The sequence below is a fragment of the Pseudomonas japonica genome (assembly GCF_013522925.1).
Classification (GTDB): domain Bacteria; phylum Pseudomonadota; class Gammaproteobacteria; order Pseudomonadales; family Pseudomonadaceae; genus Aquipseudomonas; species Aquipseudomonas japonica_A.
Map to the genome: position 1 here is coordinate 226947 of NZ_JAAMQU010000011.1, position 16853 is coordinate 243799.

Sequence of the window (16853 nt, forward strand, 5' to 3'; positions counted from 1 at the left end):
GGACACCATGAGCGAAAGACCGACCAACAGCCTGTTCGATGCCTATTTCAGCGCAGCGGACATGCGCCGGATTTTCTCCGACGAGGGGCGTATCCAGGGCATGCTGGACTTCGAGGCGGCGCTCGCCCGCGCCCAGGCGCGTACCGGGCTGATCCCCAGCGACGTGCCGGCCGTGATCGAAGCGGCGTGCAAAGCCAGCCTCTACGATGCGGGCGCCCTGGCCCAAGCGGTGGGCGGCGGCGGCAACTCGGCAATCCCCCTGGTGAAAATGCTGGGTAAACAGGTGGCCAGTATCGACCCGCGTGCCGAACGCTATGTGCACTTGGGCGCAACAAGCCAGGACGTGATGGACAGCGGCCTTGTGTTACAGATGCGCGATGCGCTGGCCTGGCTGGAAAGCGCACTGCAACAGCTGACCGACCGCCTGGCCGAGCAAGCCCAGCGCTACGAAGCGCTGCCGATGCCGGGCCGAACCTGGCTGCAGCATGCCACGCCGGTCACCCTTGGGATGAAGCTTGCAGGCTGGTTGGGCGCGTTGGATCGCCACCGCCAACGGCTGCGTGAACTCAAGCCGCGCCTGTTGGTGGTGCAGTTCGGGGGCGCCTCCGGCACCTTGGCCGCGCTGGGCGATCAGGCCTGGCCGGTGGCCGAGGCGCTGGCCGATACCTTGAAGCTGAACCTTGCCGAGCAACCTTGGCACACCCATCGCGATCGCCTGGTGGAATTCGGCAGCGTGCTTGGCCTGCTGGCCGGTACCTTGGGCAAGATGGGCCGGGATATCAGCCTGCTGATGCAAACCGAGGCCGCCGAACTGTTCGAGCCTTCCGCGCCCGGCAAGGGCGGCTCTTCCACCATGCCGCACAAACGTAACCCGGTAGGCGCCGCAGTGTTGATCGCCACGGCTACCCGCGCGCCAGGGCTGGTGTCCACCTTGCTGAGCGCAATGCCCCAGGAGCATGAGCGCAGCTTGGGCCTGTGGCATGCGGAGTGGGACACCCTCCCTGAGCTGTGCTGCCTGGTGTCCGGTGCGCTGGAGCAGGCCATCGGGTTCGCCAATGGCATGGAAGTGGACGCCGAGCGCATGAGCCGCAACCTGCAGCTTACCCATGGGCTGGTGCTGGCGGAGGCCGTGAGTATCGTGCTGGCCCAGCGGCTGGGCCGGGACACCGCGCACCATCTGATCGAGCAATGCTGCAAACGGGCAGTGGCCGAGCATCGGCACCTGCGCGACGTACTGGGCGATACCTCTGAAGTCACTGCCGAGCTTTCTTCGGCCGAACTCGACCAACTGCTGGACCCCGCTCATTACCTTGGTCAGGCGCAGCGCTGGGTTCAGCGCGCGGTGGCTGAACACAATCGTCTGAATGCTTGAAAGGAGGTTTACGTGGCACGCGTCAAACTCGCCGATGGCGAACTCAATTATCAGCTCGATGGCCCGCAAGGCGCACCCGTGTTGGTGCTGTCCAATTCGCTGGGCACCGACCTGGGCATGTGGGACACGCAAATCCCGGCCTTTACCGAGCATTTTCGTGTGCTGCGCTACGACACGCGCGGCCATGGCCAATCATTGGTAACCGAAGGCCCTTACAGCATCGAACAGCTGGGCCAGGACGTGCTCGCTTTGCTCGACGCCTTGAGCCTGGACAAGGTTTCGTTTTGCGGCCTGTCCATGGGCGGGTTGATCGGGCAATGGCTGGGGATCAATGCAGGTGACCGGCTGAACCGCCTGGTGATCTGCAATACGGCGGCGAAGATCGCCAACGACGAGGTGTGGAACACCCGTATCGAAACCGTGCTGCGGGACCGTGAAGCGGCCATGGTGGGCTTGCGCGATGCGTCCATCGCTCGCTGGTTCACGCCTGAGTTCGCCGAACGCGAGCCGGCACAGGCCAAGCGCATCACCGACATGCTGGCCGCCACGTCCCCGGACGGCTACGCCGCCAACTGTGGTGCCGTACGCGACGCCGATTTCCGTGAGCAAGTGGCGAGCATCCAGGTGCCGCTGCTGATCATCTCCGGTAGCCAGGACGCCGTTACGCCGCCCACCGGTGGCGAATTCATTGAGCAACAGGTAAAGGGCGCCGAACACGAAGTGTTCCACGCCGCTCACCTGTCCAACGTGGAAGTGGGCGAGCCGTTCAGCCAGCGCGTGCTCGACTTCCTGCGCGCATAAACAGAGGAACCACCGTGGACGAACAACAGCGTTACGACGAAGGCATGAAGGTGCGCCGTGCGGTACTGGGCGATGCACACGTGGATCGCAGCCTGAAGAACATCACCGACTTCAACGGTGAGTTCCAGGAGATGATCACCCGCCACGCCTGGGGCGATATCTGGACCCGCCCGGGCCTGCCACGGCATACCCGCAGCCTGATCACCATTTCGATGCTGATCGGCATGAACCGCAACGAGGAGCTCAAGCTCCACCTGCGCGCCGCCGCCAATAACGGCGTTACGCGGGACGAGATCAAGGAAGTGATCATGCAGAGCGCGATCTACTGCGGTATCCCCGCCGCCAACGCCACCTTCCACCTGGCCGAATCGGTGTGGGACGAACTGGGCGTGGAATCGCGGGAGTAATGTCGTTCGCCAGGTCAGCCTGGCTGACCTGTAGCAGCAAACCTTGGTTGCGCCCGGGGTATCACCGATGTACGACCCGGTCGCGGGCAAGCCACGCTGCTACAGGATGAGCGGGTAGCCGGCAGCATTTGGCAGACATAAAAAAACGGGGCTCATCGCGAGCCCCGTTTTTTATTACGCTACCTTCGAACCGATTACAGCAGGCTCAGCGGGTAGTTGAAGATCAGGCGGTTCTCGTTGAAGCTGTTGGTAGCACCGTAGTTACGACGCAAGGTCGAGTTACGCCACCGCACGCTCAGCGACTTGAACGTACCACTCTGGATCACATAGGCCAGTTCGGTTTCACGGCCACGGTCTTCACCGTTGGTGACGGTGGTGCCGGAGTGAACGTTGCTACCTTCGATAAAGCGGTTCATCACGGTCAAGCCGGGTACGCCCCAGCCAGCGAAGTCATAGTCGTGACGTACTTGCCAGGACTTCTCGCCTTCCATGTCGTAGCTCCAGCCGTAGCTGTCGTTCGCCAGGGTGCCGCCGCTGGTGCCGCTGATACGCTGCCAGCCGGCATTGCCGGTAACGCGCTGCAGGCCAACGTAGAAGGTGTTGAAACCAGCCTTGAGCGAGAACAGCCCGGACATGGTGCGGTTTTGCTGGTTCTTCACGCCGCTGCCGGCCAGGTTGTCTGCCAGGCCGTCGCCATTGGACGAGCCGATGAAGTAACCGAGGTTGGCACCGGCGGTAAGGCCTTCAGCAATGGGTTGCGAATGCAGCACCTGGAAGTACGTCTGGTCGTACACATCTTCCAGCTGGCCATACCAGGCGCCGAGCAGGGTGCGTTTTTCGTTGAAGGTGTATTCGGCACCCGCGAAGTCGAAGCGGTCGCCGCTTACCGTAGGGCTGCCATGCACAACCTTGTCGGCGTTGTTGAGCGACATACGCTCCATGCTGGCGTCGTTACGCTGGCTGTTGCGATTGAACGAACCGGCGTACAGCGTGGTGTTGTCGATGTCCTTCGAGGTGATCTGGGCACCCTGGAAGGTTTGTGGCAGCGAGCGGCCGTCGTCGGAGCGCAGGATCGGCAGTACCGGCATCCATTCGCCCACTTTCAGCTCGGTCTTGGACAGTTTGACCTTGCCCGCCACGCCCAGGCGCCCGAAGTTGTCTGCCGGGGTGTTGCCATCGTGCACGGGCAGCAACTGGGTGCCATAGGTACCACGGCCGCCGTCCAGCTTGACCGCGAACATACCGAGCACATCTACGCCGAAGCCGACCGTGCCTTGGGTGAAGCCAGACTTGGCGTCCAGGATGAACGCTTGGGTCCACTCTTGCGCGGCGCCGCGGTTGGTTGCGCCGGGTTGTGCGATAGAGGCGCCGTTGTCAACGAAGTTACGGTCGAAGTAGTAGTTGCGGAAGTTGAGCGTGGCCTTGGTGTCTTCAATAAACCCCGATTCAGCAGCCGCCGCGGGCAGCGCGGCAGCCGAGACAGCCAGGCCGAGGAGGGCGAGGCCGAAACTTTTCTTGCGGGCAAAGCTCGAAGGGATGGCGTTCATTCTTGTTGTGTTCTCTGCTGATCATTGGCAATAGCGGGCCACTAGACGGCGCGGGGTTACCGGTGGAACGGTACTCCGACAGTCATCGCGGATATCAAGCGTTGGGTGGTTCAGCTGGAATGGGCGCTGGTGATATGCATAGTGGCCAACCTGTTGTTATTAGTGTGGTCAGAGCTACCCGTGTGCGCGGGTGGCCTTGCCTAGCGGATGGTGCAAATTCCCGATCCTTTGGGTCAATTCCATGACAGGTAATTCGGGCGATAGCCGAACACTAACTGCCCGGTTACTTTAGGACATCAGTCCTCAGACGTCCGATTTCATTGTAAGTAAATTTTTCGTTAACGCGCTATGACTTTTGTCTAAATAAATCCTGCCGTCAAGCCCTGAACCGCTCAAGGACGCTAGAAGGCGCGTGCGCTTATCGCTTTTTGAAATCGGGCCATGCGTTTCGTTTAACTGGCGCCGGCTACGATCACTCGTCGTAGAGCTGGCCGATGGCCGCTAGTGTGTCGAGCTTTCATGACAAGTCTATGACAGTCCTATGACAGCCAAAAGTGTTGTCAGGGCCTTGCGAGCGGTGGCGAGAGGGGAGGGCAAAGCGGCGCCGCTAACTGTAAGGCAGCTAGCGGCGCGGGGGCAGCCGAGGGTTAACCCTTCGGCGTTTCAAGCGGGGCGTTGTTGGCCTGGCCGGTACGCTCATACCAGCCGCCACCCAGTGCCTTGTACAGATTCACCTCGGCGGTGAGCTGCGACAGGCGATCGCTGATCAGCGACTGCTGAGCACTGAACAACGAACGCTGTGCATCGAGCAAGGTCAGGTGGCTGTCCACGCCAATGCGGTAGCGGCGGTCGGCCAGCCGGTAGTAATCCTCGCTGGACTTCACCAGGTCGCGCTGTGCCTGCAACTGATCGGTGTAGGTCTTGCGCGCCGTCAACCCGTCGGACACTTCCTGGAACGCGGTCTGGATCGCCTTCTCGTAGTTGGCGACGTTGATGTCTTTCTGGATCTTGGAGTAATCCAGGCTCGCTTGCAGTGCGCCAGCGTTGAAGATCGGCAGGCTGATCGCGGGGCTGAAGATCCAACGGCCGGAGCCTCCCTTGAACAGCCCATCCAGGTCGGCGCTGGCGGTGCCGGCGCTGGCGGTAAGGCTGATGCTGGGGAAGAACGCCGCACGCGCCGCGCCAATGTTGGCGTTTGCCGCCAGCAGGTTGTGCTCGGCTTGAAGAATATCCGGCCGGCGGGTCAGCAGATCCGATGGCAGGCCAGCCGGCACTTCGCTGAGCAGGTCTTCGTCCAGCCGCTGCGGCGCCGGAAGGTCGGCCGGCAGCGGGCCGCCAACCAGCACGGTGAGGTTGTTCAGGTCCTGGGCAACCTGACGCTGATACTGCGCCAGGTTGGCGCGGGCGCCTTCCACGGCGGTACGCGCCTGGCTCAGGTCCAGCGCCGACGATACACCCACTTCCGCGCTGCGGCTGGTCAGCCGCAAGCTTTCTTCATACGCCTTGAGGGTGTCCTGGGTGAGCTGGTACAGCTCCTGGTCGGCCTGCCAGGTGAGGTAGGCGTTGGCCACGCTCGCCACCAGGCTGATCTGCGTGGAGCGCCGCGCTTCCTCGGTGGCGAAGTAGCTTTCCAGGGCTTGCTGGCTGAGGCTGCGGATGCGCCCGAACAGGTCCAGCTCATAGGCCGAGATGCCCAGCGTGGCTGCGTAGCTGCTGGATATACCAGCCCGGCCGGTGGTCGACAGGTCGGCCGGGTTGCGCTGCCGGGTACCCGCTGCGTCGGCGGTCACCGCAGGCAGCAGGTCGGCCCGCTGAATACGGAACTGCGCGGCATAGGCGTCGACGTTCAGCGCCGCAACCCGAAGGTCGCGGTTGTTCTGCAGCGAGGCTTCGATCAGCTGTTGCAGGGCCGGGTCGCGGAAGAACTCGCGCCAGCCTTGCTCGGCCGCGGCAACCTTGGCCGCGTCGGCCGGCGCATAGGCCGGGCCCTGCGGGTATTGCGCGGCAACCGGAGCTGCCGGCTGCTGGTAGTCCGGGATCAGCGAACAGCCGCTCATCAGCGCAGCGGCGATCGCCAGGGACATCAGTGACTTGCTCATTGGCGAGCCTCATCAGGTGTAGGGTCGCTTGGTTTCTTGCGACCATGGAATACAGACGATACGGCAACGAAGAACATCGGTACCCAGAAGATCGCCAGGATAGTGGCCGTGATCATACCGCCGATCACGCCCGTACCGATGGCGTGCTGGCTGCCCGAGCCGGCACCGCTGGAAATCGCCAGAGGCACCACGCCGAGGATGAACGCCATGGACGTCATCACGATCGGCCGCAAACGCATCCGGCAAGCCTCTACTGCAGCGTCCAGCAGGCTCTTGCCTTGCTCGTGCAGTTCCTTGGCGAACTCCACGATCAGGATGGCGTTCTTCGCCGCCAGGCCTACTGTGACCAACAAGCCCACCTGGAAGAACACGTCGTTGGACAGCCCACGCAGGCTGGTGGCGATCAACGCACCGATCACACCCAGCGGAACCACCAGAATCACCGCGATCGGGATCGACCAGCTTTCATACAACGCAGCCAGGCAGAGGAACACCACCAGTACCGACAAGGCGTAAAGCGCAGGGGCCTGGGAGCCAGACAGCCGCTCTTCGAACGACAGGCCGGTGAAGCTGTAGCCGATACCCGTTGGCAGCTGCTTGGCCAGCCGCTCCACTTCGTCCATGGCCTGGCCGGTACTGTAGCCAGGTGCCGGGGTACCGAGGATTTCTTCCGCTGCTACGCCGTTGTAACGGGACAGCTTGGGCGAACCGTAGCTCCATTCACCCGTGGCGAACGCGGAGAATGGCACCATTTTCCCGGCCGTATTGCGCACGTACCACTTCTCGAGGTCTTCAGGGCGCATGCGGCCGCTGGCATCGCCTTGCACGTACACTTTCTTCACCCGACCACGGTCGATGAAGTCGTTGACGTAGCTGCCGCCCAATGCCACGGACAAGGTGCTGTTGATGTCCGACAGGCTCAGGCCCAAGGCGCGGGCGCGTTCGTCATCGATGGTGAGCTGGTACTGCGGCTCATCGCTCAACCCGTTGGGGCGAACGCCCGCCAGGATCTTGCTCTGCGCAGCCATGCCCAGGAACTGGTTACGCGCTTCCATCAGCTTGGCGTGGCCAACCCCGCCCTGATCCTGCAGGTAGAAGTCGAAACCGGTGGCGTTACCCAGTTCCAGTACCGAAGGCGGTACCACCGCGAAAGTCATGGCGTCGCTGTAGCCGAAGAAGTGCTGCTGGGCACGCTTGGCCACTTCGAACACGCTCATGCTCGAGTCACGTTCGTCCCACGGCTTGAGCATCACGAAGGCCAGGCCCGAGCTTTGGCCACGGCCGGCGAAGTTGAAGCCGCTCACGGTGAACACGGATTTGACCGCCTTGCCTTCGCCGTTATCGGCATCGAGCAGGTATTCACGGGCGCGGTCCAGCACCTTCTGGGTGTTTTCGGCCGAGGTGTTGGGCGGGGTCTGCACCTGGGTGAAGATCACGCCCTGGTCTTCCTCGGGCAGGAAGGCCGCGGGAATGCGGGTGAACAGCCAGGCCATGGCGGCCACGATCACGATGTACACCAGGAATGCCGGCAGCCGGTGGCGGATCATGCTGCCCACGCCACGCTCGTAACGCACCACGCCACGGTCGAAGGTGCGGTTGAACCAGCCGAAGAACCCACGCTTGGGTTGGCCGTGGGTATCCACGTCAGCCTGCTTGAGCATGGTCGCGCACAGGGCCGGGGTGAACACCAGCGCCACGAACACCGACAGGGCCATCGCCGACACGATGGTGATGGAGAACTGGCGATAGATCACACCGGTAGAGCCGCCAAAGAAGGCCATGGGCAGCAATACGGCGGACAGTACCAAGGCGATACCCACCAGCGCGCCCTGGATCTGCCCCATGGATTTGCGGGTAGCTTCCTTGGGCGACAGGTGTTCCTCGCCCATCACCCGCTCCACGTTTTCCACCACCACGATGGCGTCGTCCACCAGCAGGCCGATGGCTAGGATCATCCCGAACATGGTCAGCGTGTTGATGGTGAAACCGGCGGCGGCGAGGATACCGAAGGTGCCCAGCAATACCACCGGCACGGTCATCGTGGTGATGACGGTAGCGCGGAAATTCTGCAGGAACAGGTACATCACCAGGAACACCAGCACGATGGCTTCGATCAGCGTGTGCACCACGCCAGAGATCGACTCCGTCACCACTGGGGTGGTGTCGTAGGGGAATACTGCCTCTACGCCCTGCGGGAAGAATGGCTTGAGGTTGTCGATAGTGGCGCGGATTGCCTTGGCGGTGTCCAGCGCGTTGGCGCCGGTAGCCAGCTTGATCGCCATACCGGAGGCAGGCTTGCCGTTGAACTGAGCATTGATGCTGTAGTTCTCGCCGCCCAGGCCGATGTTGGCGACGTCACGCAGGCGTACCTGAGAACCGTCGGTGTTCACCTTCAACAGAATGTCGCCGAACTGCTCGGCGGTCTGTAAACGGGTTTTGCCGATGATGGTCGCGTTCAGCTGGGTGCCGGGCAGGGCAGGCAAGCCGCCCAACTGGCCGGACGATACCTGCACGTTCTGCGCGGTGATCGCCGAAGTCACGTCCAGCGGGGTGAGCTGGAAGTTGTTCAACTTGGCCGGGTCGAGCCAGATACGCATGGCGTACTGGGCGCCGAATACCTGAAAGTCACCCACGCCTGAGGTACGGGAAATCGGGTCTTGCAGGTTGGACACGATGTAGTTGGCCAGGTCGTCCTTGGTCATCGAGCCATCGTTGGACACCAGGCCGATCACCAGCAGGAAGTTTTTCACTGCCTTGGTCACGCGCAGGCCCTGCTGTTGCACTTCCTGCGGCAGCAAAGGCGTCGCCAGGTTCAGCTTGTTCTGCACCTGAACCTGGGCGATGTCCGGGTTGGTGCCCTGGTTGAAGGTCACCGTGATGGTCATGCTGCCGTCGGAGTTACTCTCCGACGAGATATAGCGCAGGTTATCGATGCCGTTCATCTGCTGCTCGATCACCTGAACCACCGTGTCCTGCACGGTTTGCGCCGAGGCGCCCGGGTAGTTCACGGCAATGGCGATGGCGGGCGGCGCAATGGCGGGGTACTGGTTGATCGGCAGCTTGAGGATCGACAGCCCCCCCACCAGCATGATCACCAGCGCGATCACCCAGGCGAAGATCGGCCGATCAATAAAGAACTTCGACATGGTTTACTCCTTCTGGCCACCGGAGGCGGCCGGCGCGCTGGCGGGAGCATCCGCTTTCGCTTCATGCGCCTTCACTTCAGCACCTGGCTTGACGTACTGCAGCCCTTCGACGATAAGGCGATCGCCGGCCTTCAGGCCGTCCTCGATCAGCCAGGCATCGCCCACGGTGCGGCTGGTTTTCAGCTGGCGTTGCTCGACCTTGTTGTCAGCACCCACCACCAGTGCGGTCGGGGTGCCCTTGAGGTCGCGGGTCACGCCGCGCTGCGGCGCCAGGATCGCGGCCTGGGCTACCCCGGCCATCAGCTCGGCATGCACGAACATGCCGGGCAGCAGGGTGTGCTCGGGGTTAGGGAACACCGCGCGCAGGGTCACGGAGCCCGTGGTTTCGTCCACCGACACTTCCGAGAACTCCAGCTTGCCTTCCTGCCCGTAGAGCGTGCCGTCTTCAAGCTTGAGCTGAACCTTGGCCGCGTTGTTGCCGGCTTTCTGCAGCTGGCCGTTTTCCAGCGCGCGGCGCAGCTTGAGCATGTCCGCGGTAGACTGGGTCACGTCCACATACATTGGGTCCAGCTGCTGGATGGTCGCCATGGCGGTGGTTTGGCCATTAGTGACCAATGCACCTTCAGTGACGGCCGAGCGGCCGATGCGGCCGGAGATCGGCGCCAGCACCTTGGTATAGCGCAGGTTGATCTGGGCGCTCTTGAGGGTGGCTTCCGCTTGCAGCTGCTGCGCGCGCGCCGTGTCGTATTCCTGCCGGCTCACAGCCTGCTCGTCGATCAGCTGCTTGTAGCGGTTGGTGAGGGTGCGGTATTGCTCCACGCTCGCCTGGGCGTTGGCCAGGGTTGCTTCGTACACCGAGGGGTCGATCTGGTACAGCTGCTGGCCGACCTTCACATCCGCGCCTTCCTGGAACAGGCGCTTGAGGATGATGCCATCCACCTGCGGGCGAACTTCAGCCATGCGGAACGCGCTGGTGCGGCCCGGAAGCTCGTTGGTGAGGGTGACGGTCTGCGGCTGAAGGGTGACCACGCCTACCTGAGGAGCCTGTGCAGCGGGCGGTGCCGCTTGTTGCTTCTCGCAGCCACTGAGCAGTGTGGCCAGGGCGACGGCGGATACCAATGCGGTAACAGCTGGCTTGAATTGCATGAAGATCCTCGGGGCGGAACGCGGAAGACGCTCAAGAGTAATGGAACGAAGGATTTGTAACATCTAGATAAGTAGCTTACTAACGAATATACTTACGTTCGCGGCTGTTTGTAAATAGGTGTTACCCCGACAAATTGCCACATACCGATCACCCGCCCGCGCCTCACCATAATAAAAAGCGCTGGCCCGCTTCGCCCTTGGCGGAGCGCCCCATGAGGTCACTGCCATGGTTCGCCGTACCAAAGAAGAAGCGCTGGAAACCCGCAAGCAGATCGTAGAAGCCGCCGAGCACGCCTTTTATGAGCGCGGCGTGGCCAATACGACGCTCGCCGATATCGCTGCCCGAGCAGGGGTGACCCGGGGTGCGATCTACTGGCACTTCAGCAACAAGGCGGACGTGCTTCAGGCGCTGCTGGACAACCTCAGCGAGCCACTGGAGGACCTGGCCCGTGCCAGCGAAAGCGTGGATGAGCCGGACCCCTTGGGCTGCATGCAAGCACTGCTTGTGAAACTGTTTCAAGGCGTTTCCCTCGACCCCAAGACCCGGCGCATCAACGAAATCCTGTTTCACAAATGCGAGTTCACCAATGAGATGTGCGACCTGCGCCAGCAGCGCCAGGCCGTGACTGCCGAATGCAACGAGCGTATCGAGTGCACGTTGCGTAACGCAGTGAACCGTGGGCAGCTGCCGCCCACGCTCGACACTCGCCGGGCCGCCCTGGCGCTTCATGCTTTCATTGACGGCCATATCAGCCTCTGGTTGCTGCTACCCGACAGCCAGCGCCTGGATGAAGAAGCGCCGCGGCTGGTGGCCTCGCTGCTGGACATGCTTCGCTTCAGCCCGGCCTTGCGAAAGGACGAATGGCCATTAGCCGCGACCGCGCAGTAAGCGGTTCGGCATCGCCAGCGCCGCCGCCAGGCCCAGCAAGGCTATCGCCGCGCTGATACAGAACAGCAGAGTAAAGGCATCGGCTACCTGATTGCGGCCGCCATCGGCCTGAGCATGGGCCGCGGCCAGGCTGTCCAGCAACACATTGCCATGGGGGCTGCTGGCGCTATCGCCCGCGGGGCCGAGTAAAGCCAATAAAAGCGCAGACATCAAGGCGATCCCCACCGCGCCGCCCAGCGAGCGGAAGAGGTTGGTGGTGCTGGTGCTCACCCCGATATCACCCGCTGCTGCGGCATTCTGCGCCCCTACCAGAGACGTTGGGAATTGCAGCCCCGACGCAATGCCGGTCAGCAGCATGAACAGGCAGCTCAACCACAGCGTGGACACGGGTGTGTAGGCCATGCCCAGCACGGTAACGGGCATAAGCGCCGCACCGGTGAGGATCACCGGCTTGAACCGGCCGCTGCGAGCAGTATGCCGCCCGCCGAAGAACGCGCCGATCGGCAAGCCTATGGCAAGCGGCAACAGGAATAGCGCAGCGGTATCGGCCCCTTGACCGGTCACTGCCTGGAAACGTAGCGGGGCCAGCGTCGATAAAGAGATGGCCTGGAAACTGGTGAAAAAGACCGTACACCAGCACAGCACGGCCGAGCGGTCGGCAAATAGCCGCATGGGTAGCAAGGGCTCGATAAAGCGCCGCTCGTGCCAGATAAATATGAATGCCGCCAGGGCGCCGGTCGCCAGCAGGGAAAGTACCGGGGTGCTGGTCCATGCAAGCCCTTGTCCCACCTCGGTGATGCCCAGCAACAGGCTACCCAGCCCCACGATCATCAACACAGTGCCGAGGTAGTCGATACGGGCCTGGCGCTGCGGGGTGTGCAGGCCGGCCAGCGTCTTGCGCATGAACAGCCAGGCGCCCAGGCCCAGCGGCAGATTCAGCCAAAACACCCAGCGCCACGACAAATGCTCGGTCATCAGCCCACCGACCACCGGGCCCGCGACGCTCGCCGCGGCATACATGCTGCTGAAGTAGCCTTGATAACGGCCACGCTCGCGCGGTGGCACCACGTCACCAATGATCGCCTGGCTCACCGAAACCATGCCGCCGGCGCCCAGCCCCTGCACAATGCGGGCGAATACGAGCTGCTCCATGCTCTGTGCAAGGCCGCACAGCACGGATGCTCCGGTAAATACCCCCATGCCGATCAGGATCATGCGCCGACGGCCGTACAGGTCACCGAGCTTGCCGTAGATCGGCGTAGCGATGGTCATGGCCACCATATAGCCGGAGATTACCCAGGCCAGTAGCTCCACATCGGAGAACTGCGCAGAGATGGCAGGCATGGAGACGGCAACGATGGTTTGATCGAGCGCGCCGAGAAAGATCGCGCTCATCAGCGCAATAAGGACATCCCGCAAGGCGGGAGCGGAGGGGCTGGAGTGGTTCACGGGCTGGCGGATTCGCAGTCACGTCCCGGCCGGGCCGGCCTGGGCTGACCCCGGAGTCTACTAAAGCCGATGCGGCGCTTCTATGAACTTTGTGACAGCCCATACCTCCCGCCAACCAGCAGCAATCTCATCGGAGCGAGCTGAACGAGGGGTTCTGGGAAATGCACAGTGCGTAGCTGCACCCGGTGTGGCTTCGCTGAGCCGTGCGCAGTTGTTCCACGCGATAGACGGAAGCGCCGTACAGTGTGACCACCAACGCACCCGCCGTGCCGTAAACCAAAGCCGTTTTTATTTTTGTGTTCATGGCCCTTCCTCCACTGCTTGCCATGATTCAAGCGTAGGTCGGCACGCGGGGAGTGCAAGCGCAAGCGGTGGCTCAGCCAGTACTGCTCAAGGTTGCTGTTTTCAGCCGCGCCATATCCCGGCTTGGCGGCGCGCCGAACAGCCGGCTGTATTCCCGGCTGAACTGAGAGGGGCTTTCGTAGCCCACGCGGTAGCTGGCTACCGACACATCCATGCCTTCGATAAGCATCAGCCGCCGCGCCTCTTGAAGGCGCAGCTGTTTCTGATATTGCAGCGGGCTCATCGAAGTCACCGCCTTGAAGCGATGATGAAGGGTGGACACGCTCAGGTTCGCCCGGCGAGCGAGCGCGTCGATCCGCAGCGGTTCGCTGAAGTTGCCGTTCAGCCACTCGATGGCCTGGGTTACGCGGTGGGTCTGGCTGTTGGCCTGGGCTATTTCATACAACTTGTGGCCTTGAGGGCTACGCAGCAGGCGATACAACACCTCGCGCCGGATCAGGGGCGCCAGCACCGCCAGGTCCCGCGGCGTGTCCATCAACCGCACCAGTCGGAGGAGGGCATCCAGCAGATCGGGGCACAGCCGGTCCACGTACAAACCGCGCCCGGTGGGCCGGGCGGGAACGCTCAAGGGGCCGGCATCGGCAATCAATGCAGTGATTTCAGCCGGGTCGATATCCAGCCGCAGTGACAGGCTGGGATTATCGGGCGCGGCTTCCAGGATGCGCCCGCTGATCGGCATCGCTACCGAGACCACCATATAGTTGAGGGGGTCGTAGATGTAGCGCTCGTCCCCCAGCGTCACTTCCTTGCTGCCATGGGCCAGCACACAGAGCGCAGGCTGAGCCAACGCCGGTAGCGAAGAGGTGGAATGCTCATAGCGTACAAGCACCAGGCCAGGCACGTCGGTCTGGCAGAGGGCCTCGCCATTGGTGTGGCGGCGAATCACATCGGCGAGTTCAGCGCGCTGGCGTTCCAGTGCCGCATCGGCGGCAAGCCGGGGCTGGGAGTCGTTCATGGCGGGTGCTCCGTGTAAGTTACGGGGTATAGCCTATAAACAAGCAAATGATGAGGGTAGGCCAATACTGCCTGCTGCTTGCCTGATCCTGCCGGAGCGTCGGCTGGCCGGTTGGATACCAGCCTGTTTGCCGCGTGGTGGATTGCACAGAACCCCAGGCGGCTTCGGTTGGGGGTTTTCTGGCGGGGCGGGCGCGTCTGGGGCGGGTTCGCAGGATCAGGCAATCTGCCCGCAGGATCGGTCTACCGACCATTGCGCAGTGGGGGCTAAGGTGAACCTGTCAGCAATTCCCCCGGCCATCAAGTTGGCTGGGCTGGACTCAGGGAGCCTTACCATGACTCAACAGCCTTTGATCAGCCACCGTGCAGCTATCCGTACCTGGCCAGGCCGCTCCTGCGCTGTAGGTGAGCAGCTGGCCCGGTTGGTGGAAGCTACCCGGCCTTTGCCCGGATGCCTGTCTATTGCCGCACGCCGCGAGCCGAGCAATGTGCACACGTGGCATTTGAGCATGTGCTGGGAGGACCATCAGGCCTTCGCCACCTGGCTGGGCGAACCAGCCGCCGCGGTTTTCACCGACCTGCTGAACCAGCGGCTCATTCAGCAGATCGACATTCAACCTGGCGATCCCACGGCGCAAGCCGAGCTGCGCCGCGCCGGTTGATCACACCTGTGGGCGGCGCATCTTGAACAGGTTGCCCAGCTCGAAATAATCCGCCGGCCCACCTCCACGCAGGATCGGACGGGCTGCCGCAGTGTCGTACACGCCCTCCTTGAGCAGGTCGCGACGAATGTGCACGGCCACCACTTCCCCAAGGATCAGCCAGCTCGGCACGGTTTCCCCGTTGGCACGCTGCAACTGCACGATCTGGGTGAGCTTGCATTCGAAGGATACCGGCGCTTGCGCTACGCGCGGCACACTGATCACGCGGGACGGCACTGGCGTCAGCCCGCTGAGGGCGAACTCGTCTATTTCCGGCCCCACGGCCGCGCAGCTCTGGTTCATCTGCTCGGCCAGTTCGAAGGTTGCCAGGTTCCAGGCGAACTCGCCCGTAGCTTCGATATTGTTGAGGCTGTCCTTGCGGCCGACGCTGCTGAAGCCAATGATCGGCGGGATGTAGTTGAAGCCGTTGAAAAAGCTGTACGGCGCCAGGTTGAGCACGCCGCTCGCGCTGCGCGAGGACACCCAGCCAATGGGGCGGGGCCCTACGATGGCGTTGAATGGGTCGTGAGGCAGCCCGTGGCCATTGGCGGGTTCGTAGTAATGAAAATCGTCTTGCATCGGCGTTACCTTGTTAAAGGAGGGCGAGGTGAGCTGACGTATTGGACCGCATATTCAAGCCGAGTTGCCATCTCTGGCGCCCGGCTCCCCAGCCAATGCATCCGATCTGGTACGAACATGCCAACTTTGGCACAAATTTTCCTACCGTAAACGAAGCGCAAGCTGTGGATCCCGAAATCCGGGGCCAAAGGTGCAGCCGGTGCACCACTTGCCATCAACGGACAGTCATCCTGTTCATTCGCGGTGCAGAATGCCGTCAAAAGCGGTCGTTTTGCAGGAAATGGAAATTGGCCAATGTTTGAAGTCTGCTCATCGTTCGTGCCGTCCTCGCTCCTCTGCCTCACCTCTTCCCGTGCTCAACCTGCAACCTGCGCCCGGCTGCCTGTGCCCGGGCGGGCGCGCCCCTCGGCCGCCCTTGTGCCTCACTGCAACTATCCACCCGGAATACCGCCGGGGCGCTAAGCCCCGTTTGATAAAACGCGCCTCGTTCATATAAGGCTGGAGCGGATAATTCCTCCCGGCGCGCACTTTATTTCGCTTGTAAAAAGTATGCATTTTTATCCAGGTGGCATGGGTAGCCTGTGCCCGTACCTTTTGTTGTGGTCAAGGAAGTAGTGGATGGCTAGATAAAAACAAGACGCACCATTTGCGTCCGCGCCTTTGAGGTTTGGTGCATTTTTTAAAAGAGCTATCGAGCGTGCGGCCCCGGTTATTTATTGACCGGTTGGTCACGTTGCCGTGCAGCCTGCTCAAATGTTTTTTAAGCACCCGCTGCGCAGGGAAGGGCAGATTTTCGCCCATAAAAGGTGAAAGTTACAGAAATGCGACATGAATGTAGTTATCGCTTAGAAGTGGCTCTACGGTAGGACTTCTGGCACAGCGGTTGCTCTGTAACAAGGTGTAAATGGAACGATAGCTACCTGTACTAAGCTATTTAAGGAGGCATTCCGTGAAACGTTCGAACTGATGCTGTTTCTGCCTCGAATAAACTTTCGCAACTATCTTTGCGGGAGTGCGGGTACATGTCGCCGTATGAAAAGTGCCAAGCACATTCAAACATTCAAGAATGTTTGGAAGGATTCCTTTTGCCCTTCATCCAGTAGAGGGAGCGTTAATGAGTGACGCGGTAAGAAAGAAGCCTCCACACTTTATGTTGGCTAAAGAACGGACGTCGGCCTGGGACGCTGTTCAGTTCAGAGCTAACACTTCAACGCCCGGTAGTCTAAAGAAACCCCAGGTGCTGCTGTTGTTGGCCGTTTCCCTGCTGGTACATGGGGGCGCCTGGTGGTTGATACAGCATCAGCCAGCGCCACTGCCCGAGGTTGCGCCGCAGGTGCCGGAAATGACCGTGGAGCTGACCAGCCCCACACCGCCTACACCTGAGCCACCACCACCCGAGC

Annotated in this window: 13 protein-coding genes; 5 read left to right on the forward strand and 8 right to left on the reverse strand. The window is 61.9% G+C overall.

All coding sequences use genetic code 11. The features are described from left to right. Positions 1–7 precede the first annotated feature (7 nt). From G7016_RS18470 to pcaC, 3 genes are read left to right on the forward strand one after another with little or no spacing between them, the layout of a single operon-like run. Entirely contained in the window at positions 8–1372 is a 1365-nt protein-coding gene (locus tag G7016_RS18470; RefSeq protein WP_181117173.1) for a 3-carboxy-cis,cis-muconate cycloisomerase, read from the forward strand. Between the two features lie 12 nt (positions 1373–1384). After that, entirely contained in the window at positions 1385–2173 is a 789-nt protein-coding gene (gene pcaD / locus G7016_RS18475; protein WP_181117174.1) for a 3-oxoadipate enol-lactonase, read from the forward strand. 14 nt (positions 2174–2187) lie between these two features. Then, the gene (gene pcaC / locus G7016_RS18480; RefSeq protein WP_181117175.1) at positions 2188–2580 is read left to right on the forward strand and encodes a 4-carboxymuconolactone decarboxylase; all 393 of its coding nucleotides are present in this window, start codon (positions 2188–2190) and stop codon (positions 2578–2580) included. A gap of 194 nt (positions 2581–2774) precedes the next feature. Here the strand turns inward: pcaC and G7016_RS18485 are convergent, their stop codons facing one another. The 4 genes from G7016_RS18485 to G7016_RS18500 form a co-directional block, all read right to left on the reverse strand. Further along, complete coding sequence (locus G7016_RS18485) at positions 2775–4127, reverse strand: OprD family porin (RefSeq protein WP_181117176.1); 1353 nt, start codon at positions 4125–4127, stop codon at positions 2775–2777. Positions 4128–4774: 647 nt separating this feature from the next. Continuing rightward, the gene (gene adeC / locus G7016_RS18490; RefSeq protein WP_181117177.1) at positions 4775–6226 is read right to left on the reverse strand and encodes an AdeC/AdeK/OprM family multidrug efflux complex outer membrane factor; all 1452 of its coding nucleotides are present in this window, start codon (positions 6224–6226) and stop codon (positions 4775–4777) included. Beyond that, positions 6223–9372 carry an efflux RND transporter permease subunit gene (locus tag G7016_RS18495; protein ID WP_181117178.1) on the reverse strand — a complete coding sequence of 1050 codons (3150 nt, stop codon included), beginning with the start codon at positions 9370–9372 and terminating at the stop codon, positions 6223–6225. Before G7016_RS18495 ends, adeC begins: the two co-directional genes overlap by 4 nt. 3 nt (positions 9373–9375) lie before the next feature. Then, positions 9376–10518 carry an efflux RND transporter periplasmic adaptor subunit gene (locus tag G7016_RS18500; protein ID WP_181117179.1) on the reverse strand — a complete coding sequence of 381 codons (1143 nt, stop codon included), beginning with the start codon at positions 10516–10518 and terminating at the stop codon, positions 9376–9378. A 226-nt stretch (positions 10519–10744) separates the two neighbouring features. Here G7016_RS18500 and G7016_RS18505 point away from each other — a divergent pair, with 226 nt between their 5' ends. Further along, positions 10745–11407, forward strand: a complete 663-nt coding sequence (locus G7016_RS18505) for a TetR family transcriptional regulator (protein WP_181117180.1) — start codon at positions 10745–10747, stop codon at positions 11405–11407. On the opposite strand, the gene G7016_RS18510 is transcribed toward G7016_RS18505, so the two are convergent. The 3 genes from G7016_RS18510 to G7016_RS18520 form a co-directional block, all read right to left on the reverse strand. Further along, complete coding sequence (locus tag G7016_RS18510; RefSeq protein ID WP_181117181.1) at positions 11387–12802, reverse strand: MDR family MFS transporter; 1416 nt, start codon at positions 12800–12802, stop codon at positions 11387–11389. The two genes, G7016_RS18505 and G7016_RS18510, sit on opposite strands and share 21 nt — an antisense overlap. Positions 12803–12983: 181 nt before the next feature. Next, on the reverse strand, positions 12984–13160 hold the full coding sequence (locus G7016_RS18515; protein WP_181117182.1) for a hypothetical protein: 177 nt from the start codon (positions 13158–13160) through the stop codon (positions 12984–12986). Positions 13161–13232: 72 nt separating this feature from the next. Then, positions 13233–14174 (reverse strand): AraC family transcriptional regulator, encoded by a 942-nt coding sequence (locus G7016_RS18520; protein WP_181117183.1) that lies wholly within the window; start codon positions 14172–14174, stop codon positions 13233–13235. A 334-nt stretch (positions 14175–14508) separates the two neighbouring features. On the opposite strand from G7016_RS18520, the gene G7016_RS18525 reads away from it, so the two are divergent. After that, entirely contained in the window at positions 14509–14835 is a 327-nt protein-coding gene (locus tag G7016_RS18525; RefSeq protein WP_181117184.1) for an antibiotic biosynthesis monooxygenase family protein, read from the forward strand. Here the strand turns inward: G7016_RS18525 and G7016_RS18530 are convergent, their stop codons facing one another. Further along, positions 14836–15453, reverse strand: coding sequence for a flavin reductase family protein (locus G7016_RS18530; RefSeq protein WP_181117185.1), 618 nt, complete (start codon positions 15451–15453; stop codon positions 14836–14838). Positions 15454–16853: the final 1400 nt, after the last annotated feature.